General features: G+C 66.6%; 22 protein-coding genes. 13 read left to right on the forward strand and 9 right to left on the reverse strand.

Features of this window, described 5'->3' with window-relative positions:
• The first annotated feature begins 49 nt into the window (after positions 1-49).
• Positions 50-1,384 (forward strand): MFS transporter, encoded by a 1,335-nt coding sequence (locus ASD87_RS21150; protein ID WP_056326974.1) that lies wholly within the window; start codon positions 50-52, stop codon positions 1,382-1,384.
• A gap of 97 nt (positions 1,385-1,481) precedes the next feature.
• Here ASD87_RS21150 and ASD87_RS21155 read toward each other — a convergent pair whose 3' ends face one another.
• The gene (locus ASD87_RS21155; RefSeq protein ID WP_056326205.1) at positions 1,482-2,525 is read right to left on the reverse strand and encodes a histone deacetylase family protein; all 1,044 of its coding nucleotides are present in this window, start codon (positions 2,523-2,525) and stop codon (positions 1,482-1,484) included.
• A gap of 53 nt (positions 2,526-2,578) precedes the next feature.
• Positions 2,579-3,157 carry a YdcF family protein gene (locus ASD87_RS21160; RefSeq protein WP_056326208.1) on the reverse strand — a complete coding sequence of 193 codons (579 nt, stop codon included), beginning with the start codon at positions 3,155-3,157 and terminating at the stop codon, positions 2,579-2,581.
• Between the two features lie 77 nt (positions 3,158-3,234).
• Here ASD87_RS21160 and ASD87_RS21165 point away from each other — a divergent pair, with 77 nt between their 5' ends.
• From ASD87_RS21165 to ASD87_RS21180, 4 genes are all read left to right on the forward strand, one after another.
• Positions 3,235-3,789: a sigma-70 family RNA polymerase sigma factor gene (locus ASD87_RS21165; protein ID WP_235512781.1), complete on the forward strand. Its 555-nt coding sequence runs from the start codon at positions 3,235-3,237 to the stop codon at positions 3,787-3,789.
• Complete coding sequence (locus ASD87_RS21170) at positions 3,776-4,777, forward strand: FecR family protein (protein WP_235512782.1); 1,002 nt, start codon at positions 3,776-3,778, stop codon at positions 4,775-4,777. Before ASD87_RS21165 ends, ASD87_RS21170 begins: the two co-directional genes overlap by 14 nt.
• A gap of 227 nt (positions 4,778-5,004) precedes the next feature.
• The gene (locus ASD87_RS21175) at positions 5,005-7,374 is read left to right on the forward strand and encodes a TonB-dependent siderophore receptor (protein ID WP_056326212.1); all 2,370 of its coding nucleotides are present in this window, start codon (positions 5,005-5,007) and stop codon (positions 7,372-7,374) included.
• A gap of 127 nt (positions 7,375-7,501) precedes the next feature.
• The gene (locus ASD87_RS21180) at positions 7,502-7,903 is read left to right on the forward strand and encodes a hypothetical protein (protein ID WP_056326215.1); all 402 of its coding nucleotides are present in this window, start codon (positions 7,502-7,504) and stop codon (positions 7,901-7,903) included.
• A gap of 19 nt (positions 7,904-7,922) precedes the next feature.
• Here the strand turns inward: ASD87_RS21180 and ASD87_RS21185 are convergent, their stop codons facing one another.
• The 3 genes from ASD87_RS21185 to ASD87_RS21195 all read right to left on the reverse strand — a co-directional run bounded on the left by ASD87_RS21185 (position 7,923) and on the right by ASD87_RS21195 (position 9,965).
• Positions 7,923-8,537 (reverse strand): hypothetical protein, encoded by a 615-nt coding sequence (locus tag ASD87_RS21185; RefSeq protein WP_056326218.1) that lies wholly within the window; start codon positions 8,535-8,537, stop codon positions 7,923-7,925.
• A gap of 53 nt (positions 8,538-8,590) precedes the next feature.
• Positions 8,591-8,986 carry a hypothetical protein gene (locus ASD87_RS21190; RefSeq protein WP_056326221.1) on the reverse strand — a complete coding sequence of 132 codons (396 nt, stop codon included), beginning with the start codon at positions 8,984-8,986 and terminating at the stop codon, positions 8,591-8,593.
• Between the two features lie 85 nt (positions 8,987-9,071).
• Entirely contained in the window at positions 9,072-9,965 is an 894-nt protein-coding gene (locus tag ASD87_RS21195; RefSeq protein WP_056326224.1) for a LysR family transcriptional regulator, read from the reverse strand.
• A 108-nt stretch (positions 9,966-10,073) separates the two neighbouring features.
• On the opposite strand from ASD87_RS21195, the gene ASD87_RS21200 reads away from it, so the two are divergent.
• Positions 10,074-11,060: a TerC family protein gene (locus tag ASD87_RS21200; protein ID WP_056326978.1), complete on the forward strand. Its 987-nt coding sequence runs from the start codon at positions 10,074-10,076 to the stop codon at positions 11,058-11,060.
• Between the two features lie 175 nt (positions 11,061-11,235).
• Entirely contained in the window at positions 11,236-12,009 is a 774-nt protein-coding gene (tam, locus tag ASD87_RS21205) for a trans-aconitate 2-methyltransferase (protein WP_056326226.1), read from the forward strand.
• A 13-nt stretch (positions 12,010-12,022) separates the two neighbouring features.
• Here the strand turns inward: tam and ASD87_RS21210 are convergent, their stop codons facing one another.
• Entirely contained in the window at positions 12,023-12,829 is an 807-nt protein-coding gene (locus ASD87_RS21210; protein WP_056326229.1) for a helix-turn-helix domain-containing protein, read from the reverse strand.
• A 131-nt stretch (positions 12,830-12,960) separates the two neighbouring features.
• Between ASD87_RS21210 and ASD87_RS21215 the strand changes: the two genes are divergently transcribed.
• Positions 12,961-14,211 (forward strand): MFS transporter, encoded by a 1,251-nt coding sequence (locus tag ASD87_RS21215; RefSeq protein ID WP_056326981.1) that lies wholly within the window; start codon positions 12,961-12,963, stop codon positions 14,209-14,211.
• Here the strand turns inward: ASD87_RS21215 and ASD87_RS26720 are convergent.
• Both ASD87_RS26720 and ASD87_RS21220 read right to left on the reverse strand, forming a co-directional pair.
• Positions 14,132-14,464 (reverse strand): protealysin inhibitor emfourin, encoded by a 333-nt coding sequence (locus ASD87_RS26720; protein ID WP_063952390.1) that lies wholly within the window; start codon positions 14,462-14,464, stop codon positions 14,132-14,134. The genes ASD87_RS21215 and ASD87_RS26720 overlap by 80 nt on opposite strands.
• Positions 14,461-15,525 (reverse strand): M4 family metallopeptidase, encoded by a 1,065-nt coding sequence (locus ASD87_RS21220; RefSeq protein WP_056326231.1) that lies wholly within the window; start codon positions 15,523-15,525, stop codon positions 14,461-14,463. The genes ASD87_RS26720 and ASD87_RS21220 overlap by 4 nt, the downstream gene beginning before the upstream one ends.
• A gap of 181 nt (positions 15,526-15,706) precedes the next feature.
• Here ASD87_RS21220 and ASD87_RS21225 point away from each other — a divergent pair, with 181 nt between their 5' ends.
• Positions 15,707-16,342 (forward strand): DUF4375 domain-containing protein, encoded by a 636-nt coding sequence (locus tag ASD87_RS21225; RefSeq protein ID WP_056326234.1) that lies wholly within the window; start codon positions 15,707-15,709, stop codon positions 16,340-16,342.
• A gap of 244 nt (positions 16,343-16,586) precedes the next feature.
• Positions 16,587-17,489, forward strand: a complete 903-nt coding sequence (locus tag ASD87_RS21230) for a prohibitin family protein (RefSeq protein ID WP_056326237.1) — start codon at positions 16,587-16,589, stop codon at positions 17,487-17,489.
• Here ASD87_RS21230 and ASD87_RS21235 read toward each other — a convergent pair.
• On the reverse strand, positions 17,482-19,587 hold the full coding sequence (locus ASD87_RS21235) for a PTS sugar transporter subunit IIC/EAL domain-containing protein (RefSeq protein WP_056326239.1): 2,106 nt from the start codon (positions 19,585-19,587) through the stop codon (positions 17,482-17,484). The two genes, ASD87_RS21230 and ASD87_RS21235, sit on opposite strands and share 8 nt — an antisense overlap.
• Positions 19,588-19,848: 261 nt before the next feature.
• On the opposite strand from ASD87_RS21235, the gene ASD87_RS21240 reads away from it, so the two are divergent.
• The 3 genes from ASD87_RS21240 to ASD87_RS21250 all read left to right on the forward strand — a co-directional run bounded on the left by ASD87_RS21240 (position 19,849) and on the right by ASD87_RS21250 (position 21,734).
• The gene (locus ASD87_RS21240; RefSeq protein ID WP_056326242.1) at positions 19,849-20,091 is read left to right on the forward strand and encodes a hypothetical protein; all 243 of its coding nucleotides are present in this window, start codon (positions 19,849-19,851) and stop codon (positions 20,089-20,091) included.
• A 153-nt stretch (positions 20,092-20,244) separates the two neighbouring features.
• A complete protein-coding gene (locus tag ASD87_RS21245) occupies positions 20,245-20,721 on the forward strand; it encodes a sigma-70 family RNA polymerase sigma factor (protein ID WP_235512783.1) in 477 nt (158 codons plus the stop codon).
• Positions 20,722-20,732: 11 nt separating this feature from the next.
• Positions 20,733-21,734: a FecR domain-containing protein gene (locus ASD87_RS21250; protein ID WP_056326244.1), complete on the forward strand. Its 1,002-nt coding sequence runs from the start codon at positions 20,733-20,735 to the stop codon at positions 21,732-21,734.
• The last annotated feature ends 58 nt before the right edge of the window (positions 21,735-21,792 follow it).

Here is a 21,792-nt window from a genome sequence, read left to right on the forward strand (position 1 = left end):
CAAGATCGTAGACAAGGCGTATTCAGATCCTTTTTTTGCGAGCGAATCCATGTCGACCACCACGCAATATCCTGGTCATCCCTCTCCCGTTTCCGGACCTGGGGCGATCAGCGGCGGGACCAGCCACGCCAAGGTGGCGCCTGGTGAGATCGCCGTGGGCGTGGTGGTGGGACGCGCCTCGGAATACTTCGACTTCTTCGTATTCGGCATCGCCTGCGTTCTGGTTTTTCCGAAGGTGTTCTTTCCCTTCGAAGCGCCGCTGGAAGGCACGCTCTGGGCCTTCGTCATCTTCTCCTTTGCCTTCATCATGCGTCCCATCGGCACGGCCGTGTCGATGGCGATTCAGCGCCGATGGGGCCGCGCCACCAAGCTGACCGTTGCCTTGTTCGTATTGGGCACCGCGACCGTGGGCATGGCGTTTCTGCCGGGCTATGAATCCATCGGCGTGCATGCGATCACCTTGCTTGCCGTGTTCCGCTGCCTGCAGGGGCTGGCGTTCGGCGGATCGTGGGACGGCCTGCCATCGCTGCTGGCGCTGAATGCGCCGCCCAATCGCCGCGGCTGGTATTCGATGATGGGACAGCTGGGCGCGCCGGTCGGGTTCATGGTGGCCAGCGCGCTTTTTCTTTATCTGCACGTGACGCTCACGCAGTCGGACTTTCTGGAGTGGGGCTGGCGCTATCCGTTCTTCGTGGCGTTTGCCATCAACGTGGTCGCGCTGTTTGCGCGGCTGCGGCTGGTCGTGACCGAGGAATACACGCAGCTGCTTGAAGAAGGCGAACTTGAACCCATCAGCATCCGCGAGATCGTCAGCCAGCAAGGCTACAACCTCTTCATCGGCGCCTTCGCCGCTTTGGCCAGCTATGCGCTGTTTCACCTCGTCACCGTTTTCCCGCTGTCGTGGATCGCTGTCAGCGGCACGCAACAGATTTCGGATGTGCTGATCGTGCAGATCATTGGATCGGTGATCGGCATCCTGGGCACGATCGCCTCCGGCTGGCTGGCCGACCGCATCGGCCGGCGCACGACGCTGGGGCTGCTGGCCATGCTGATCGGCGTGTTTGCGGTGGTGTCGCCCTGGCTGCTGGGCGGCGGGCCGAAGGCGCAGGACGCGTTCATTCTGATCGGCTTCGCGCTGCTGGGACTGTCCTACGGCCAGGCGTCGGGCACGGTCACCGCCAACTTCACGCGCCGGTTCCGCTATACCGGCGCGGCGCTGACGTCCGATATGGCATGGCTGGTCGGGGCGGCCTTCGCGCCGGTGGTGGCACTGGGCCTGTCCGCGCGATTCGGGCTGGTGGCGGTCAGCGTGTACCTGCTGTCGGGCGTGGCGTGCACGCTGCTGGCGCTGCGGATCAACAAGGTGCTTGAGACGCGCGATTGAATGGGTGCCGCGGTTTTGCGGCGGTGTCTGACACCCTGGGGAGACGGTCTTGGGTTTGCCGCGGTGTGCATAGGGTGTCAGACACCTTTCAGACGGTTCAGCCCCGGTACCCTTCCAGCACATTCGCCACGTTGACACCCACGTCCGCGACCGCATAGCCGCCCTCCATCGTGAACACCACGGGCAGCCCCAGCCCAGCCAGCATCTGACCGACCTGCAGATAGTCGGCGCTTTTCAGCTTGAACTTCGAAATCGGATCGCCTTCGTAGGTGTCCACGCCCAGCGCGACGACCAGCGCGTCGGCCTTGAACGCGCGCACGGCGTCTATCCCCTGCTGCAAGGCGGCCGTCCAGGCCGCGAAGTCGCTGCCGGCGGGCAGCGGCAGGTTCAGGTTGCAGCCCTGGCCCGCGCCTTCGCCGCGCTCGTCTGCATAGCCCAGATAGAACGGATACTCGGTGGTCGGATCGCCGTGGACCGACACGGTGAACACGTCGCCACGGTTGTAGAAGATGCTTTGTGTGCCGTTGCCATGGTGATAATCCACGTCCAGGACCGCGACGCGTTGTGCCCCCGCGTCGCGCAGCGCCTGCGCCGCCAGGGCCGCGTTGTTCAGGAAGCAGTAGCCGCCAAAGAAGTCCGGGCCGGCGTGATGGCCGGGCGGCCGGGTCAACGCCATCGCCGCGCGCGGGCCCTGGCCTGCGGATACGGCGCGCGCGGCGTCGATGGCGCAGGCGGCGCCCGCGGTGGCTGCCTCCCAGGTGCCGGCCGTCAGCGGACAGCCGCTATCGAATGAGAACAGGCCCACGCGCGCCGCGAAATTGGTGGGCTCGATATCGTGGCGAAATCCGCGCACCGGCCAGATCGACGGCAGCACGTCGATATCGGCATTGGCCGGATCCAGCGCCACCCATTCGTTCCAGGCGCTTGCCAGAAAATCCACATAACGCGGCGTGTGCACCTGTTTGATGAGATCCATGTCCGGGTTGCCGGGCACGCGCAGTTCGCCGATGCCGCGCTGGCGCAGCGCGTCCAGCACGAACGCCAGCCTTGCCGGCGTTTCATGGCAGGGCACCAGTTTGCCGCGGAACATTTCGTGGCGGCCGCTGTGTTTGTTGTGAACGGGGTTGTGAAAGATCAGCACGATGGGAAGTCCTGGATGGATCAGGCGGGCGGATGCGCCCTGATGGTTCGCCCTTAGAGCGGCCGGAAAATATACAGCGCCACGGCGGGCAGCTCACGGAAAACGGAATAGAGGTCGCGCATTTCGAAAAATGCGGGATAAGCGCCGCTGACCTCGGCCACGCCCTGGCGCTTGAGCGCGAGCATCGTGCGCGGCACATGGAAATACTGCGTCACGGCCAGGGCCCGTGTGTAGCCGTGTTCGCGCATGTAGGCGCTGGCGTGACGGGCGGTGGCCCACGTGTCCACGCCCGCACTGTCGACGACGATTTGGTCCGCGGGCACGCCGCGCGCCAGCAGGTAGTCGCGCATGGCGGCGGCTTCGTCCGTGCCGGCCGGATCCACGCCGCCGCTGACGAACAGAATGCGGCATTGCGACGCGGCATAGCAGTCGTAGGCGCGGTCCAGCCGCGCGGCCAGACGCGGCGAAGGCTGGCCGTCGGGTTCAACCTTGTTGCCCAGCACGACGGCCACGTCCGCGTGGCGTGCGCCGGTCATCAGGCCAATCGCGGCCAGGGCAAAGGCGGCCAGCAGCACCAGCGCGGCCAGAATCGTCACGGCGCGGGTCGCAAATCGGTAGATCGAAAATGTCATGGCGTATGCCGGAGAGAAGGCGAGGGCAGGAGCTTACGGCAAAGGGCGTCGAGGTCTCATTTGTCGTAATGAGAATCATGATTGATAATGCGACCCTTTCCGCCTGCGATTTTCTGCTGCTCTCCATGTCCCGTCCACCGCCCTCCGAAAAAGGTTGGCTCGCGCATTACCGCGAGCTGATCGGGACGTGGACACGGCGCAGCACGAGCCGGCACGACGCGGAGGATGCCGCGCAGGACGTCGTGGCCAACATGCTGCGCAATGGCGAATCCGCCGTGCTGGACCCGAAGGCCTACCTGTATGGCGCCAGCCAGAACCGTCTGAATGGCGAGTTCCGCCGCCAGTCGCGGCGCGAGGTGCTGAGCCTGGATGCATTGTCGGATGCCGAGCATCCCGTCCAGGCGGATCCGGAGTCCTCGATACGCGCGGCGCAGCTTGCCGATGCGCTAAAGTCGGCGCTGGCCGAGCTGCCCCTCAAATGCCAGCAGGTGTTCTTGTGGAACAAGCTCGAAGGCTTCACCCAGGCCGAAATCGCCGAGAAACTCGGGTTGACGCAGAGCATGGTCGAAAAACACATGAAGCGCGCGCTGACCCATATCCATGACCGGTTGCAAGATCATGCCCCGCACTGATTCCCGCGCGGACGCCTCCCGCACGCCTGCGACGCCGCGCGACCAGGCGGCGCACTGGTTCGCGCGCGAGCGACTGGGCGCGCTGGATGGGGCAGAACGTCGGGCGCTCGACGCGTGGCTGGCGGCGGACCCGGAACACGCGCGCCAGTACCGCGCGATGCAGGCCGTGTGGCGTGTCGCGGATAGCTTGCCGCAAGACGAGATGCGCGAGATCCTGGCGCGGTCCGACGAGGCGCCCGCCCGGCCGGGCCGCCGCAGGTTCGCCGCAGGGCTGTCGGCGGCCTGTGCCTTGACGCTTGCTGCCGGTGTGATTGCCCCGCGGCTGTGGTCGCCGTCGCCCGATTTCTCGCAATCGCTGGCGACCGCGCGGGGCGAGCGCAAGCGCGTGGCCCTGCCCGATGGCTCCCTGGTGGAGCTGAACACCGACACGCAATTGCAGGTGGCGCTGTACGCGGACCGGCGCGAGGTCGAACTGCTGGCGGGCGAGGCGTTGTTCACGGTCAGTCCGGACGCGGCGCGGCCCTTTACGGTGAATGCAGGGGCGGCACAGGTGCGGGTAACGGGTACGCGTTTCAATGTGCGGCGCGAGGGCGATGCCGTGGCGCTGGCGGTGGACGAGGGCAGCGTGGCGTTCTCCGCTGGCGCATGGTGGAACAGGACCACACGCCACCTGACGGCAGGCTACGCCGCGCGCTACGCGCCCGGCGGGCCCCTGGATGCGCCGCACCAGGAAAACGTGGCGGCGGTCACGGCCTGGCAGCGCGGCCGGCTCGTGTTCCGCGATACGCCGCTGGCACAGGTGGTGGCGGAGCTGAACCGCTACCTGCGTAATCCGTTGCGGATCGACGACCGCAAGCTTGCGCAACTGCGCGTGGCTGGCACCCTGCCTATCGACGAGCCCGAATCGGTGCTGGACGTGCTGCCTCACATCGCCCCGGTGATCGTGCTGTATCCAGCGGTGGGCGGCGCAGTCCTGGCGCCGCGCTAGCGCCGCTGCTGGCCACTCCCGCTTTCAGAAGCGGAAGGGCGATCGTCGCTGTTCAGAATTATTTTGTTTCAAATATTCTATCGAGAATCATTCCGGTTTTTTCCGGCTTGCGGCGTCTATCCGATGAAAGGGGTCGTACGCGAGAGGCCGATCGACCCTGGAAGCAACCTTTGGCCAAGGGTGACGGGCGCTCACAGCGCGGGCAGTTGTACCGGAATTTTCTTCTGATGATGGACAAGCAAGTTAAGCAGCGCGCAGCGGCGCGTAAGGCCGCAAGGCGCGGTGCGCACGGCGCGGGCGGCGCGCTGGCGATTTCCCTGGCATTGGCGTGGGGCGCCATGCCCAACGATGCGGTGGCGCAGACCGCGCCGGTGCAGATCAGCATCACGGCGCAGCCGCTGGGCGATGCCCTGCTGCAGTTGGGCGAGCAGGCGTCGCTGGTGATCTTCTATCTGCCCGAGACCGTGCGCGGCCGCACCGCGCCGGCGGTAGCGGGACAGTTGACGCCGGACGAGGCGCTGCGCCGGTTGCTCGCGGGCACCGGCATTGCCTTCCAGCGGGATGGCCGCAATGTATCCCTGACCGCGCCGTCCGGCGGCTCCGCGCAACTCGAGCCGGTGACGGTGCATGGCGTGGCGGTGGGAACGGCGGACAGCTACGTCGCCCTGTCCAGCCAGAGCAGCAAGCTGGACGTGCCGCTGATCGAGACGCCGCGTTCGGTGTCGATCGTGACGCAGGAGCAGTTGAAGGTGCAGGCGCCGCGCAACCTGGAAAGCGCGCTGGCCTACACGCCCGGCGTGCAGACGGAGGTGTCGGGCTCGAGCGATGCGCGGATGACGGGCGCCGTCATTCGCGGCTTCAGCGACGGCAGCGCCTATTTCAAGGACGGCTTGAAGCAGCTGTCGACCGGCACCTATGCGTCCTGGAACGACAACATCGAAGAGCTCGACAGCATCGAAGTGCTGAAGGGGCCCGCGTCGGTGCTGTTCGGCCAGGGGCGGCCGGGCGGTGTCATCAACGTGGTCTCCAAGCGGCCCTCCGCGGATCACGTCAACAGCGTCGGCGCCAGCTACGGCACGTACAACCGCCGTCAGCTCACGGCAGACCTGGGTGGTGCTTTCGACGGCGAAGGAAAGGTGCTGTATCGCCTGAACGTGCTGGGCCGCGACAGCGACGGCCGTACGGACGGTTCGCGCGACGACCGGATATCCGTGGCGCCTTCGATCCTGTGGAACATCACGAACCAGACCCGGGTGACCCTGCTGGGCACATACTCCAAGGAGCGTGCGACGCCCAAGAGCTGGTGGCCCAATCTGTATACCTATCCGGAGATCGGCGACCTGCCGCTCAGCCGCACCGCGGGTGATCCGGATTTCGACCGCTTCGACCGCGACACGAAGTCCATCGGCTACGCCTTCGAGCACGACACGGACAACGGCTGGCGTCTGCGCCAGAACCTGCGCTATTCCGAGATCGACATCGACTACCGGCACATCTACGCGATGGACCTGCTGGATGACCGGCGCACGGTCACGCGCGGCAGCCTCGCCCAACGCACCAACGGCAAGACGTTCGCCGTGGACAGCCGCGCGTCTCGCGACTTCAAGTGGGGCGGCCTGCAGCACACCTTTGCGCTGGGCGTGGACTACCTGCGCTACAAGGAGAACGATGCGCTGGGCTTTGGCTGGGACGTGCCCAACCTGGACATCTATGCGCCGGTCTATGGCCAGAACATCGATTATCCCGAGCTGGACCCGTCGCGCACGGACCTGAAGCAGACCGGCATCTACACGCTGAACCAGCTCAAGTGGAACAATTGGGTCGGCAACGTCAGCCTGCGCCGCGACTTTGTGCGCACCACCCAGACCAGCACCACGCAACCGCGCATCAGCGACTCGGCCACCACCGGCAGCGTGGGCCTGCTCTATCTCTTTGACAACGGGGTGGCGCCGTACGTCAGCTATTCGACGGCGTTCGATCCGATCACGGGCAAGCAGTTCGACGGCACGGCGTTCAAGCCGCGCGAGGGCAAGCAGTATGAAGTCGGCGTGAAGTACCAGCCGCCCGGCACGGATGCGCTCTTGACCGCAGCCGTCTTCGACATCCGCCAGACCAATGTGACAACGCAGGATCCGGACCATCCGCGATTCAGCGTGCAGACGGGCGAGGTGCGTTCCACCGGCGTCGAACTGGAGGCCAAGTTTCCGCTCTCGCGTGAACTCAGCGTGATGGCCGGCTACACCTACATCGACCCGCGCACGACCAAGAGCAACCGCCTGCAGGACGTGGGCCGCCAACTCACGCAGACCGCGCGTCAGACGGCAAGCCTGTGGCTGGATTACCGGCCGCAGCAGGTTCAGGGCCTGATGCTGGGTGGCGGGTTGCGCTATCGCGGCAAGGCGCCGCTGAACACCGCGGCGGACGGCACCACGCAATACAACCCGGCCTTCACGCTGGCCGACGTTGCCATCGCCTATGAAACGCCGCGCTACCGCATCGCCCTGAACGTGAACAACGTATTCGACAAGCGTTACTACACCTACACGTTCCGCGGCATGGAGCGCGAGGCGATGCTGAGCATGAACTATTACTGGTAGAGGAAAAGGGGTGGGTGCGGCCCGCGCTTGCGGGTAAACGAGCAGTGCGCGTGGGCGGGCGGTCGTTCATCCTGGTTAGAATCCGGAAGATACCGTCCCGCGCCGTCGTGGCTGGCGCACCGTCCCCATGAACCTGCCGTTTCCCATCCGCCAAGAATGTCCTCCCGGCGCCTGTGTGTGCGACCGGGACCGGTTGCTGGCCAATCCGGCGTCCGACCTGCGCGTGCTGCGGCTGACCCGGGAAGAAGAAAAACGCCTGGTCGCGCGGCTGGAAAACATCACCAGCCTGGACGACCTGCGGGCCATGCAGGGGCGCATCCAGGCTCAGCTTGGCATCGTGATCCACATCACGCCCAGCGAAAACGAGGTGCGGACCTCACGCGGCATCTCGATTCAATTGGAAGAATTGCCCGGCCTGTGCCGCAAGACGCGGGCGTCGCTGCCCGCCGCGATTCGGCGCGGTTTCGACAACCGGCCCGAGATCGTCTATGCGCTCCTGAACGAGCGCGACCTCTTGAGCGGCACGTGATCGCGGTCAAGGACCGCGGTCAGTTCCCGCGAACGGCGGGGCAGGGCGCAAGCGGCACCACGTCCGCCGGCGCGCGCCCGGCGTCGGGTCGCGTGACGTCGCGTTTCTTGCCGGTGCGGGCGGGATAGATCAGCAGCACGGCGTTGCCGGGTTCCAGCTTGGGACTCTGCGCCGTGCCATAGGCCACCGTCCAGCCGCGCAATGCCAGCGGCGCCAACGTGTATTGCAGGGCCGAGCCATGCGCGACATGGGCGACCTTGCCTGCGTAGAGTTCCTGTTGGGGGGTGTCGACGCCGTCGATGGTCTGGTAGGTGGCGATGCTGACCAGCGCCGCGGACTCGCCAGGGCGCGCCAGCACGGCGGTCTTGTATTTGCCGGGCGGCACGTCCTGCAAATTGACGGTGACCTGGGCGCCGCCCTGGCCGGCGGCATCCAGGTGCACGCCCACCACGTCGGCGTGCGAGAGCGTCCTGTCGCTGGTGTTGCGCACCCGCACGCTGTACTGCCCCGATGTTCCCGTCACGGTGCAGACCGCCACGCCGTGGGGAGACGCTGCCTGGGCGGACGCCGCGCCGGCGCAGGCCAGCAGCGCCGAAAACGGCAGGGTCAGGCAGCGGGTAGATCGAGACAGCACGGCACGCTCCGGGTAAGGGCAGCGTACCGGGCGGCGCGTTGCCTGCCCCCTTTTTACACCACTTGCCGCCCCGGGGCCTGCTGCTCGCGCTTGCCAGCCAGCCAGTGCAGGATCAGGGCAACGACCAGCAGGCCGGCCATGATGAAGCCCCAGAAGATCCAGCCGAGCACGGAGATCAGCGTGCCGAGGCTGCCTGCGAAGGGCAGCACCTGGTTAAGACCCTGCGCGGCCCAGACCAGGCCGCCCTGCAGCGATTCCAGCCATGCCGGATCCACCCAGGGGGCCGCCCAGGCCGGCGCAACCCATTGCGAGGTGTCGACGGCGGAGCCGGGCACCTGCGTCGTGGCAATGGTGGCCAGCACCCAGTCGGTCAGTTGCAGGGTCAGCGCCACCAGCCCGGTCCAGAGCGCCGCGAGGACGGCAAAAGCGAGCCAGATGATTTTCTTCATTGATGTGGTACTCCGATGACTCAAAAAGAACCGCCACGATAGCGGCGATTCTATTTCCGAAAAACCAGAGTGAATGTGACAAACATTAAGATAAAACCGAAGTCTTGGCCTGGGAAAGAATCTCTCGGACCAGGGGATGGTGCTGGCCGCGGCGGTTGCGGATGGCGTGGATTTCCTCGTGCACGTCCTCGCAGCGCGCCAGCGGCCGCAGACCGCGCAACAGCGCGACGTCGTCCCCGCCCAGGCGGCTCAGGGGAAACACGCCCAGGCCGCGGGCCGCGAATACCGACATGAGCGCGCTGTCCTCGAATTCGCCCACCACGTTCGGATACACGTTCTGTTCGGCAAACCAGCGGTCCAGCGTCTGTCGCAGCACCGAGTGGCCCGTGGGCAGCAGCACCGGCAGCCGCTCCAGGCAGCGCGGAAAATCCAGCGTGTCCGACTTGCGCACCAGCTTGACGGGGCCGTACCAGTCCACCGGCGAGGACACCAGGCGGTCGCTGGTCAGCCGCAGGTTGGGGTTGGCGGGGGCGCCCTGGCCGGCCAGCACCAGATCCAGGTGATGCCGCGCCAGCTCGCCCAGCAGCTCCTCCACTTCGCCTTCATGGCAGGTCAGGTGCAGATCGGGCGTGTGCAGCACGGGGCCCAGCAAGGCGTGGGCCGCCAGCTTGGAGATGCCGTCCGACAGGCCCACCGACAGCCGCACGACCGGCTTGGTGGCGGCCGCGCGCACTTCCTGCGGCAGCACTTGCCCGATCTGAAAGATTTCCTCGGCGCGGGCGAACGCCGCCTGGCCGGCGTCGGTCAGCGCCACGCCACGCCCGGCCGGCTTTAGCAACTGATGGCCCAGGTTTTTTTCCAGTTCCCGGACCTGGGCGCTGATCGTCTGGATGGCCATGTCCAGGCGCTCGGCGGCGCGGGAAAACCCGCCCTCCTTGGCAACCATCCAGAAGTAATACAGGTGGCGGTAGTTCAGCATGGGTGTCGGCTCACTTCGGTTTTTTCGAACCTTAACTCACTTTCAGGCTGATTTCTCCATTCCAGGCACAGCGGGATCATGGGCACCTTCGAATCTAGCGGGGCAATCATGGACACTTTGATCACCTTCTTCAACGCCGATTTCCTTGGCACTCCAACCTGGAGCTGGCTGCTCTTCATCGGTATCGTCGTCAGCCTCCTTGCCTTTGACCTGGGCGTGCTGCACAAGGAAGACCGCGAGATCGGCGTGCGCGAAAGCCTGTTGCTGTCCGCCGGCTACATCACCGCGGCCGTGCTGTTCGGCGGCTGGGTCTGGTGGAACATGGGCGCGGAAAGCGGCATGGCCTACTACACGGGCTTCATGATCGAAAAATCGCTGTCCATGGACAACGTGTTCGTGATCGCGCTGATCTTCAGCTTCTTTGCGATCCCGCGCCAGTACCAGCACCGGGTGCTGTTCTGGGGCATCCTGGGCGTGATCGTGCTGCGTGCCACCATGATCGGCCTGGGCGCCGCCCTGGTCAGCAACTTCGGCTGGCTGCTGTATCTGTTCGGCGCGTTCCTGGTGTTCACGGGCATCAAGATGTGGATGATCGCGGACCAGACGCCTGACATCGCCACGAATCCGATCCTGAAGTTCCTGAAGCGTCACATGCGTGTCACGGACGACCTTCGCGGCAACGCGTTCATGGTGACCGAGGTCGATCCGGCCACGTCCAAGAAGGTGCGTTATGCGACGCCGCTGCTGCTGGCGCTGGTGCTGATCGAGTTTGTCGACCTGGTGTTTGCCGTGGACTCGGTGCCCGCGATCTTCGCCATCACGACCGACCCGTTCATCGTGTACACGAGCAACATCTTCGCGATCCTGGGCCTGCGTGCGCTGTACTTTGCCCTGGCGGCGATGATCCACCGCTTCCATTACCTGAAGTACGCCTTGGCTCTGGTCCTGGTGTTCATCGGCACAAAGATCTTCCTGGTCGGTTTCATCGGCAAGGTGCCTCCCGCGATTTCGCTGGGCGTGACCTTCAGCCTGATCCTTGGCGGCGTGCTGTTCTCGCTGTGGAAAACCCGCTCGGATGAACTGAAGCCGCAGTAACCCTGGCGTCCCGCCTTCCAACCGCCCGCCGGCGACAACCGGCGGGTTTTTTTATGGCGGCCTTTTGTGCAGTCCATATGCAGCCGATATGGCAAGCGACGCCACTGTGAATTTGTCAGCGGAAAAGGCGAGGCGTACAGTCGGCGCTACCCCCATCGCCACGCAAGGAACGATCATGAACAGCTGGTCCGCCAAGCAGTATTCCGCCTTTGAAAACGAACGTACCCGCCCGGTGCGGGACCTGGTGGCGGCCCTGCCCAATCTGCTCGTCAAGCGCGCCGTGGACCTGGGCTGCGGGCCGGGAAATTCCACCGAGGTGCTGGCCAGCCGCTATCCGGACGCCGAGATCTCGGGCATGGACAGCTCGCAGGACATGATCGATGCGGCGCGCAAGCGCTTGCCGGCGCTGTCGTTCGAGCTGGCCGACATCGCCACGTGGAATCCGCCGCAGCGCTATGACGTGATCCTTGCCAATGCCGCGCTGCAATGGGTGCCCGACCACGAGACGCTGTACCCCGCGCTGGTGGCCAAGCTGGCCCCCGGCGGCAGCCTGGCGGTGCAGACGCCCGACAACCTGGAAGAACCCGCGCATCGTCTGGCCAGGCAGGTGGCGGGCGAGGCGCCGTGGGCGGCCAAGACGGGCGGCGTCAAGCATCCGCCGCGTCACAGCGCGGCCTGGTATTACGAACTTCTCAAGCCGCATTGCGGCACGCTGGACGTCTGGCGCACGACCTACCACCATCCGCTCGCGGGCGCCGCGGCCGTGGTCGAGTGGTTCAAGGGGACGGCCTTGCGGCCCTATCTGGACAAGCTGGATGCCGCCGAGCAGGCCAGTTTTCTGGCGCGCTATCAGTCGTTGATCGAGCAGGCCTATCCGGCGCTGGCCGATGGCACCGTGCTGCTGCCGTTCCCGCGCCTGTTCATCGTGGCCGGTTCCAGACAGGCGTGACCCGCGCGCGCGTTCATGGCGGCGCGGCCTGCGGGTCGCTCTTGTCCGCGAAGTAACGCGCGGGCGTCTTGCCCAGCGTCTTCTTGAACATCGTGATGAAGGCGCTGACCGACTCGTAGCCCAGGTCTTCGGCCGTGCGCTGCACCGACACGCCCGCCGACAGCCGTTGCAGCGCCAGGATGATGTGCAGCTGCTGGCGCCAGCGGCCGAAGCTCATGCCGACCTCCTGCTGCACCAGCCGCGCCAGCGTGCGTTCGCTCATGGCGACGCGCTTGCCCCACTGTGCGACGGTGCTGCGGTCCGCCGGGTCCGCGTTCAACGCGCCGGCGATTTCGCGCAGGCGCGGATGATCCGAGATGGGCAGGTGCAGGTGCTCGGTGGGCATCTGCGACAGCTGGTCCATCAGCACGTCGGCCAGTCTGCGGTTGGCGGGCGCCGCCGCATCGGCAGGCGCCAGGTTGGCCAGGTGCACGACCAGTTCGCGCACCAGCGGGGTGATTGCCAGCGTGCAGCATGCCGTGGGCAGGCGCGGCGCGTCGGCCGGCACGAACAGGAAGCAGACGCGGCCATTGGCCGTGACCCGGTTGCTGTGCGGCACGCCGCCGGGGATCCACACGGCGCACTGCGGCGGCACCATCCACAGGCCTTGCGGCACAGAGCAGGTGACGCCGCCGCGCAGCGCCAGGACAAGCTGGCCCATGTGATGCCGGTGCGTCGGCGATTCGTTGTCCTGCTCGGCCGCATGCACTGGCATGGCAAACGCCCATTGCGTGGCGGAATCCGGATCGAAGGGGGCGGGCGGCGTGTCGGGCGTGCGCATGGGCGTCGGCGCTGCAAAGGGGGAATGTGGCCGAATTGCGGGAAAGGTTGTCATTATCTCGAAATTCGGTAAGGCGCGCGGCGCGTAAGCTGGTGGCCTTTCCGTTTCCCTTTGCCGACGCCCGAGTGACCATGCACGTATCCCGCCCTTCGACGCCACCCAGCCGCCCGGCGCTGCTGATCCTGGGCATACTCTGCATTGCGATGGCCCTGCGCGCGCCGTTCACCGGCCTGCCGCCGCTGATCGGCCTGATCCGCGCCGAGCTGGACCTGTCGTCCGCGGCGGCCGGCATGCTCATCACGCTGCCGCTGCTGGCCTTCGCGGTGGTGTCGCTGTTCGCCGCGGGGCTTGCGCGCCGGTTTGGCCTGGAGCGCACGCTCTTTGCGGCGATGCTGCTCGTCGCTGGCGGCATCGTGATCCGCACGCTGGGCGCGGCGGCGGGGCTGTACGCGGGCACGGCCATCATCGGCGCGGGCATTGCGTTGGGCAACGTGCTGCTGCCCAGCCTGTTGAAGCGTGACTTCCCGCAGCGCCTGGCGGGGCTGACGTCGGCCTACGTGCTGACGATGGGCCTTGCGGCGGGACTGGCCTCGGCCATTGCGATTCCGCTTGCCAACCTGCCTCTGGGCGGCTGGCGGTTTTCGACGCTATGCATGCTGGCGCTGCCGTTGATCAGCCTGCTGTTGTGGCTGCCTCAGCTTGCGGGCCACACGCCGCCCGCCGCGACCACCGCGCACGCGCCGCACGGCGTGCGGCTGTGGCGTTCGCCACTGGCCTGGCAGGTCACCGTGTTCCTGGGCATCAATTCTTTCGTGTTCTATGTGGCGGTGAGCTGGCTGCCCGCCATTTTGCGCGACGCGGGTTACTCGGCCGAACGCGCCGGATCGCTGCATGGATTCATGCAGCTCGCGTCCGCGGCGCCCGCGTTGTTCATGGCGCCGCTACTGCGCCGGTTGACGGACCAGCGGGTCGCGGCGTTCTGCGCGGCGGGCGCGTCGTGCGTCGCGTTCGCGGGCCTGATCGCGGCGCCCACGTGGGGCGCGTTGTGGATCGCGCTGCTGGGCCTGGGCACCGGCGCGGGCATCATCTTGGGCCTGGCGTTCGTGGGACTGCGCGCCAGCCATGCGCAGCAGGCCGCGGCGCTGTCGGGCATGGCGCAATGTGCCGGCTACCTGTTCGCCGCGACCGGCCCCGCGCTGGTGGGCGGCTTGCATGACAAGCTGGGCGGGTGGGGCGCCGCGTTGGGCGTGTGCGCGGCGTTGTGCGCCGTCATGGCGGTGACCGGGCTGTATGCGGGGCGCGCTATTCAGATTGGCCGGGCGGGCGCTTCCAAAGACGCACCAGCGTTTCCGGCGCATCGGCCTCCGGCACGTCAAAAGTGACCCGCGCGGTATCCGCGCCTTCGAATTCCACTTCCACGTGGAAGTAGCGCTGATCGCCGCCCGCGCCGGCGCTGCCGGGCATGGCTTTCGGGGCGGCATGCAGGATCGCATCGCAGACCTCCTGCCGCACGCCAGGCGGGCAGGTGGCCATGTCGATACGGCGCGGCTGGGCAAGGCCGGGCAGGTATGCCAGGCCGCCCTCGCGGCTAAGGCGCACGAGCTGGGCAAGGTCGAGGGGCGGCAGTTCGATCATGGCAGCACGCCCACGGCCTTCCAGGCCTCGTCGATGGCGCGGCGCACGTCCGCTCCGTGTTTCTCGCCGGCGACCAGCAGCGTCAGGCCCGCAAAATCCTTGAACGCGGCATCGTGGCGCAGGCGCTTGTCGCACAGCGTGTCGTACCAGACGTGCCCCGCGCCGTTCCACGCATTGCCGTCCAGCGCCGTGGCGGCCAGATAGAACGCGCGGTTCGGAATCCCCGAGTTGATGTGCACGCCGCCGTTGTCGCGCGGCGTATCGACGTAGTCCCGCATGTGCGCGGGCTGGGGGTCCGCGCCCAGCACGGGATCGTCGTACGCGGTGCCCGGCTCGGCCATCGAGCGCAGCGCGCGCGCTTGCACGTTTTCCGTGAAGAGACCCTGCCCGACCAGCCAGTCCGCCTCCCGGGCCGTCTGCCCCAGCGAATACTGCTTGACCAGCGCGCCGAACACGTCGCACAGCGATTCGTTCAGCGCGCCGGGCTGGCCTTGGTAGAGGAGGGCGGCCTCGGTGTCGATCACGCCATGGGTGAGCTCGTGGCCGATGATGTCGACCGCGACGGTGAAGCGGTTGAAGATCTCGCCGTCGCCATCGCCGAACACCATCTGCGCGCCGTTCCAGAAGGCGTTTTCGTAGTCCTCGCCGTAATGCACCGTGCCGATCAGCGGCAGGCCATGCGCGTCGATGGAGTGCCGCTTGTACACATTCCAGAAAAGCTTGTAGGTCGAGCCCAGATGCGCGTAGGCCTCGTCGACCGCGGGGTCGCCGCTCGGCCGTGCGCCTTCGGCGCGAACCAGCTTGCCGGGCAGCGTGGTGCCGTTGCCGGCGTCGTGCACGGCGCGGTCGGGCGTGCCCGCCGGCGCCACCTGGCGCGCCGGCGCCAGCGTCGCGCGAGGCGGCTGTCCCGCCATCTCGCGCAGGCTGCGCTGCTGCTGATCGATGATCATCGTCTTGACGGCAGGCATGCTGACGCGCGCATCGGTGTGCTGCGCAAGCCGGTCCAGCATGTATGGCGGGACCACTCCGATGAGGGGAGCGGACTCGGAAGGGCGGGGCATGGTCGATCTCCGACAAGCGCACCGGATGGGACCCCAGCGCGGTCCTATTTAACGTAGCAGATGGGTGAACAGGGAGCCGTAACAGGATGCGGCGCGATGCGCCCCGGCAACGGGCGCGCCTCGACAGCGCGGCGCCGATCCGGTAGGGTCTTGCGCTTTCCTGTCATGCCGGACCCTTGCAATGCCGACTCCCGACTACCGCATCACTGCCCTGACGTTGACCGATACGCACGTGCTGCTGACGCTTGCCGACGGCCGCGAGGTCAGGGAGCCGATACGGCGGCATATCCGCCTGCATGAGGCCACGCCCGAGGCGCGGCAGGCGTGGCAACTGGTGGATGACGGGCACGGCGTCGTGTGGCCCGCGCTGGCCGAGCCCGTGCCGCAGGGCATGCTCAACGTGCACGATCTGCTGTGGGACTTGCGATACGAGCAGGCCATGGCGGCGTTGCAGGCAGCCGGATGGAAGCTCGACCGCTTGTCCCCCACCGACCAGGAACTGGTTGCGCTGTGGCGCATGGAGGCCGACATCAACAATGGCGGCTTCATGCAGTTTCTGTGCAACTGGGGCGACGAGACCTGCCAGCTTGCCTTGCAGGCGCTGCGCAAGATCGGGGCCGTGCACATGCTGGACGTGCTCTCGCGCATGCGCGCGCTGATCGACCGCTTCGAGGCCTCGCCCGAGGTGGTGCAGCTCAACGATATCTACGGGGCGATGACCGAGGCGGAGCAGGAAGAGATGGAGACGCTGGACCACGCGTTCTGGGACTATCCCGATCCGCTGTCCCGGTTGGGGTTGCGCTGGTACGGGGCGTAAATCCGCCGAAATCACGGCCGGCGAAACGTTCGGAAACGTATCGCCACATTACGTTGAAACCCGCCTGCGGCAGCGCGTCCGCTGCGGGCTAGAATCCCGTCCTTCTTTCCCGGGGGGGACGCTCGATGCGGTATTTCCTGATCTTGGTGGGGGCGGCGGTCATCGCCTATCTGCTCGCGCGCGGCATCGCAGCGGTGCTCTCGGACCGTAAACGCAAAAGAACAGACAGGGATTGGAAGTGAAGATGAAGCCGACAGATATCCAGATGGTCAAGACGATCGGCGCGGTCAAGCCGCGCAAACTGACATTCGCCATTGGCACCGCGCTCATCTTTCTGCTGATCCTGTTCATCGCGTTCGGCTCGTGGTTCCAGGTGGATCAGGGCGAGCGCGGCGTGGTGCTGCGTAACGGCAAGCTGGTGCGAGTGGCCGAACCCGGCCTGGATTTCAAGACGCCGTTCATCGACAACGTGATGACGGTGTCCGTGCGCGACCACACCTTCGTGTTCGAAAAGCTCGAGGCCTACAGCTATGACCAGCAGCCGGCCACGCTGCGCGTGTCGGTGACCTACCGCGTGCCGGCCGAGCACGTCGCAGAGCTCTATTCCGAATACGGCACCATCGCCAATCTGCAGATGCGCGTGCTGGAGCGCAAGACGCCGGACGCGGTGAAGAACGTATTCGGCCAGTACACGGCCGTGCGCGCCATCCAGGAACGCCAGAAGCTCGGCCTGGACGTGAACAACGCCGTCCTCAAGACGATGGAAGGCGCGCCGGTCCAGGTGGTGGGCGTTCAGATCGAGGAAGTGGGTTTCTCGCAGGCCTACGAGCATTCGATCGAACAGCGCATGCTGGCCCAGGTGCAGATCGAAACCACGCGCCAGCAAAAGGAAACGGCGATGATCACCGCCGAGATCCAGGTGGTCAAGGCCAAGGCCGAAGCCGACGCGCGCCGTCAGCAGTTCACCGCGGAAGCCGACGGCATCCGCATGCGCGGCGAAGCCGAGGCGGCCTCGATCCGCGCCAAGGCCGAGGCGCTGGCCGCCAACACCAACCTCGTCAGCCTGAACGCCGTGGAAAAATGGGATGGCGTGCTGCCGTCCACCCAGGTGCCGGGCGCGGCGCTGCCGTTCATCGGCATCAAATAGCCTTTGCTTCGGGCAGATTCGCCGGCAGGGCAGGCCCTTCCTGCCGCCGGCGCGCGAAGTCCACGACAAGCTCGCCCGACACCGCCTTGCTGTAGTACCAGCCTTGCACGATGATCTCCGCGCTGGACGCCAGCGCGGACAACTGACCATCGGTTTCCACACCCTCGACAATGATCTGCAGGTTCAATGCCTCGCAGAACCGCAAGAGGCCGCTCATCACCAGCGCGCCCCGGTCATGGCTTTGCGCCATCACGAAGCTGCGGTCGATCTTGACCGCATCGATCTGGAATTGGTGCAGGTAGCTCAACGCGGAATAGCCCGTGCCGAAGTCGTCGATGTAGACTCGGGCGCCGATGCCGTGGAGCCGGTCGAAGGCGGTGTGCAGCGCCTGCGCGTCCTCGACCAGCGCATCTTCCGTCAGCTCCACCGATACCTGGCCCCGCGTCTGGTCCAGCACCTTGATCAACCGGTCCAGGTAAGCCGGCGAGGTCAGCGTGGCGCTCGTGACGTTGATCGTCATGGGCAGCGAGAAGCCCTGCGCGCGCCAAGCCAGGCATTGCCGCACCGCTTGCCGCGCCACCCAGAGATCCACTTCGCCCATCAGGCCAGCTTGCGCCAGCCATCGCAGGAATTCCAGCGGCGCCTGTTGCGTGCCTTCGGGGCCGGTGGCGCGCAGCAGCGCCTCGCAGCCGGTGCACTGGCCCGTGCGCAGCGAGACCTGCGGCTGATATTCCAGGTAGAAGTCGTATTCGCTGATGGCGCGGATGCGTGAGACCTCGGCGCGGCGCCGCGCGCGCGTGGCGTAGGTGGACGCGACGGGGTCGTGCGCGTACAGCAGCGATTCTTCCTGCAGTTGCGGAAACGTCGCGTCCAGCGACTTGAAATACACCGTGGAATCGGCCTTGCGCTGCCGCTCCAGCGCGATCAGAAAGGGCGCATAGATGCACGCGCCCAACGCCACCAGCGCGCATTGCAACGCGATCCCCGCCACCTGTTCGCCCGCGCCCAGATAGGCGTTGAACAGCACGGGCGACGTCAACGGCAGCGCCACGGTGGCGGGCGCAAGCCAACCCAGTTGCACCGCTGCCAGCGCCATCAGCACGTTGATGACGGGCGTAAGCACGAAAGGCAGCAGAAGTCGCGGGTTCAGGATGAGGGGCAGGCCGAACAGCAGAATCTCGTTGATGTTCAGGAGCGATACGGGAATGCTCGCCAGCGCCAGTACCCGCAGCGAATCGCTGCGCGAGAACAGCAGGATCGCCACCACCAGCGACAACGTCGCACCCGAGCCGCCGATGAAGACGAAGGCGCCCAGTAGCGTGCCGTTCAGCGCATAGACGCCTTCGTAGCCGGCGGCGACGCTCGTGGCGTTGAGCCGCGTGGCCTGGTCCAGCACGTCCATGATCGGCGCCATGGCGTGCGCGCCGTGGATGCCGAAAAACCAGAACATCGAATTCAACGCGGCCACGATCGCGCCGGCGCTGTAGGGACTGTCCAGAGACGCCATGCTGAGCGGGATGTCGACCTGCGCCACCGCCGGGATCGAGAGCGCCGCGGACAACGCCGCCATCACCAGGCCGGCGGTCAGCAGGCCGGGGACGATCATGTTCAGCGAGTCGCGCACGTTCTCGCCGATAAGCCCGTCCGGCGCAAGCTGCGTCCAGCGGCGCCGGTACAGCCAGGCCATCAGCGGCACGGCCGCGATCGGGATCACGATCGCGATGAACAGGGTGAGCGTGGACGCCGCGCGGGGGTAGGGCGCCAGCAGGCGTTCTGCGATGACAACGAGGCACAGGCACAGCAACGCGGTGGGCAGGTGCGGCAGCCGGTGGCGGATCGACAGCATGTAGCCGATGGCCGTGCCGGCCAGGAGCGGCATGACGGCGGACAGCGCGCCGTGCAGGTCGGCCAGGGCGTCGGCAATGCCGCCCGGCAGGCCCAGCAGCCGGGCGCAGACGGACAGCACCAGGAACAGCGCGGACACCAGCAGGCAGGGCATGACCCAAAGCAGGCCTTCGCGGATGGCGCGCAGGGAATTGGCGCTTGCCAGAGCGGCCAGCCGATCCCTCGGGTACTGCGGGAAGATCGATTTCGGCATTGCCGTCGTAGGGCGCAGGGGGAGCGGGCGGCCCGTGTCCGTCCGGCGGGTAGAAATCCGTTGCCGCATGCTAGCGCCTGAATTCGGGCTTTAGCAATTCAAAAAAATGCGCTCGGCCTAGGGATTCCCCTCTGTCAATAATGCGTTGTCCCGGCTTTTTGACCGGGGACAAGTCTGGCCGGACGCTATACGATCGGAGAAACGCCGCTCTTTCGTAGACGGCGGCGCCTAGCGCACACGCTTCACCAGGAGGAGACCTGGATGTCTCAGTTGGATTGGACGCCCGGCGATACCGTGCCGGATCGTCAGGGTTATTACGAGACGCGGCTGGACACGGGCGGCACCGCGATTTCGCTGTACAGCGTATTGGGGTGGATGCCCGTGAAGACACCGGGCAACCTGGTGAGCTGGCGCGCCTTGCCCCCCGCCGTCGAGCGCCAGGAGGCCGAACGGCATCTGCAGGAGATCCGCGCCGCGCAGAGCCACGTGCCGATGGATTACTAGGCTGCGCGGCCTGACGGCTGCTGGCGGGCCACGCCTTGCAAAGACGAAAACCGCATTTATAATTGCGAATCATTTTCATCTTGTCTTTGCTCTCAGGCGGTGACGCCGGGCCGCACCGTCATGCCATCCTCCTCGTTTGCCTCTCATGCAGAGGTGCAGTCCGTTTACCAAGCCCATCACCAGTGGCTGCGTGGCGTGTTGCAACGCAAGCTGGGCAATGCGTCGGACGCGGCCGACCTGGCTCACGACACGTTCGAACGACTGATCCGCGCCAATGTCCGCGAACCGCTCAATGAGCCGCGCGCCTATCTGCGCACCATCGCCACGCGTCTGCTGATCGGCCGGGCACGCCGCGCCGCGCTGGAGGCCGCCTATGCCGAGACGCTGGCGCTGCAGCCCATGGCGGTCGAGCCTTCGGTCGAGGCCCGCGCCCTGATTCTGGAGGCGCTTGCCGAGGTTTGCGAACTGCTGGACACCTTGCCCATGACCAGCCGCCGGATCTTCCTGATGGCGCAGATCGACGGCCTTTCCTATGCCGAGATCGGCAAGGCGTTGGGCCTGACGCCCAACGCCGTGCAGAAGTCGCTGGCGCGCGCGCTGGTGCACTGCTACACGGCCGTGTACGGCTGAATCCCCGTTCCATGGACAACGCCAAGCTGCTGCGGCCGCACGCACCCGAGGCGGGCGCCATCGACCCCAAGGTGATCCGGCAGGCGGCGGACTGGTGGGCGCGTCTGCGCGAAGACGCCAGCGCCGCAGACCGGGATCGCTTCGAGCAATGGCGTCGGGCGGCGCCCGCCCACGAGCTGGCTTGGCAGCGGCTTGGCGCATTGACGCGCGACGTGGCGGCGGGCGTGGCGCAGGCCGGGCCGTCGGTGGCGTCGCGCACCCTGGCGCAGGCGCCGCTGATCCAATCGCGTCGCACGGCGATTCGCCTGATGGTGGCGGCCGTTGGCATGGGCCTGGGCGCCTGGGCCGTCGGCGAGCGTGAAACGATCCGCCAGTTGTCCGCGGACCTGCGCACCGGCACCGGTGAACGCCGGTCGGTGACGCTGCCCGACGGCACGCAGGTGCAGTTGAACGCAGGTACTGCGGTCGACCTGCGCTATACCGCCAGCCAACGCGAACTGGTGCTGCTGCAAGGTGAGATCCTGATCGAAACTGCGCCGGACGCGAATGGCCGGCCGTTCCGCGTACGCACGCGCGGCGGCGTGCTTACGCCGGTGGGCACACGCTTTGTGGTGCGCGATCTGGAAATGGGCCGAATGCGGGTGGCGGTGCTGCAAGGCGCGGTGGACGTTCGCGGCTTGGCGCAGGACGCGGCGCCGCGGCGCGTGCGGGCCGGCGAGCAGGCGGACTTCACCGTGGACGGCGGCTTTACGGCGCGGACGCTGGAACCGGGCGTGTCCGCCTGGCTTGACGGCATGCTGATCGCGGATGAAATGCCCTTGTCGGAATTCCTGAATGAACTCGGACGCTACCGGCCGGGCCTGCTGCATTGCACCGGCGAGGCGGCCGGGCTGCATGTGGTGGGCGCGTTCCCGCTGGCTGACACCGACAAGGTGCTGGCCATGCTTGAGGAAATCCTTCCGGTGCGGGTGCGCCGCTACACCCGCTACTGGGTGACGGTGAGCCGGACGTGAGCCGCCTCGTTGCAGGCCGATTCCCGGTGGCAGCGGGCTTTTTTGTAACAGCAACGGC

The organism is Achromobacter sp. Root170 (assembly GCF_001428165.1).
GTDB classification, from domain to species: Bacteria; Pseudomonadota; Gammaproteobacteria; order Burkholderiales; family Burkholderiaceae_B; genus Achromobacter; species Achromobacter mucicolens.

Coding starts and splice junctions, on each gene's coding strand:
- ASD87_RS21250 (WP_056326244.1), top strand. CDS start 20,733: ATGGACAACGCCAAGCTGCTGCGGCCGCACGCACCCGAGGCGGGCGCC.
- ASD87_RS21190 (WP_056326221.1), bottom strand. CDS start 8,986: ATGAAGAAAATCATCTGGCTCGCTTTTGCCGTCCTCGCGGCGCTCTGG.
- ASD87_RS21230 (WP_056326237.1), top strand. CDS start 16,587: ATGAAGCCGACAGATATCCAGATGGTCAAGACGATCGGCGCGGTCAAG.
- ASD87_RS21200 (WP_056326978.1), top strand. CDS start 10,074: ATGGACACTTTGATCACCTTCTTCAACGCCGATTTCCTTGGCACTCCA.
- ASD87_RS21180 (WP_056326215.1), top strand. CDS start 7,502: ATGAACCTGCCGTTTCCCATCCGCCAAGAATGTCCTCCCGGCGCCTGT.
- ASD87_RS21160 (WP_056326208.1), bottom strand. CDS start 3,157: ATGACATTTTCGATCTACCGATTTGCGACCCGCGCCGTGACGATTCTG.
- ASD87_RS21165 (WP_235512781.1), top strand. CDS start 3,235: ATGATTGATAATGCGACCCTTTCCGCCTGCGATTTTCTGCTGCTCTCC.
- ASD87_RS21175 (WP_056326212.1), top strand. CDS start 5,005: ATGATGGACAAGCAAGTTAAGCAGCGCGCAGCGGCGCGTAAGGCCGCA.
- ASD87_RS21150 (WP_056326974.1), top strand. CDS start 50: ATGTCGACCACCACGCAATATCCTGGTCATCCCTCTCCCGTTTCCGGA.
- tam (WP_056326226.1), top strand. CDS start 11,236: ATGAACAGCTGGTCCGCCAAGCAGTATTCCGCCTTTGAAAACGAACGT.
- ASD87_RS21225 (WP_056326234.1), top strand. CDS start 15,707: ATGCCGACTCCCGACTACCGCATCACTGCCCTGACGTTGACCGATACG.
- ASD87_RS26720 (WP_063952390.1), bottom strand. CDS start 14,464: ATGATCGAACTGCCGCCCCTCGACCTTGCCCAGCTCGTGCGCCTTAGC.
- ASD87_RS21170 (WP_235512782.1), top strand. CDS start 3,776: ATGCCCCGCACTGATTCCCGCGCGGACGCCTCCCGCACGCCTGCGACG.
- ASD87_RS21235 (WP_056326239.1), bottom strand. CDS start 19,587: ATGCCGAAATCGATCTTCCCGCAGTACCCGAGGGATCGGCTGGCCGCT.
- ASD87_RS21240 (WP_056326242.1), top strand. CDS start 19,849: ATGTCTCAGTTGGATTGGACGCCCGGCGATACCGTGCCGGATCGTCAG.
- ASD87_RS21220 (WP_056326231.1), bottom strand. CDS start 15,525: ATGCCCCGCCCTTCCGAGTCCGCTCCCCTCATCGGAGTGGTCCCGCCA.
- ASD87_RS21215 (WP_056326981.1), top strand. CDS start 12,961: ATGCACGTATCCCGCCCTTCGACGCCACCCAGCCGCCCGGCGCTGCTG.
- ASD87_RS21195 (WP_056326224.1), bottom strand. CDS start 9,965: ATGCTGAACTACCGCCACCTGTATTACTTCTGGATGGTTGCCAAGGAG.
- ASD87_RS21210 (WP_056326229.1), bottom strand. CDS start 12,829: ATGCGCACGCCCGACACGCCGCCCGCCCCCTTCGATCCGGATTCCGCC.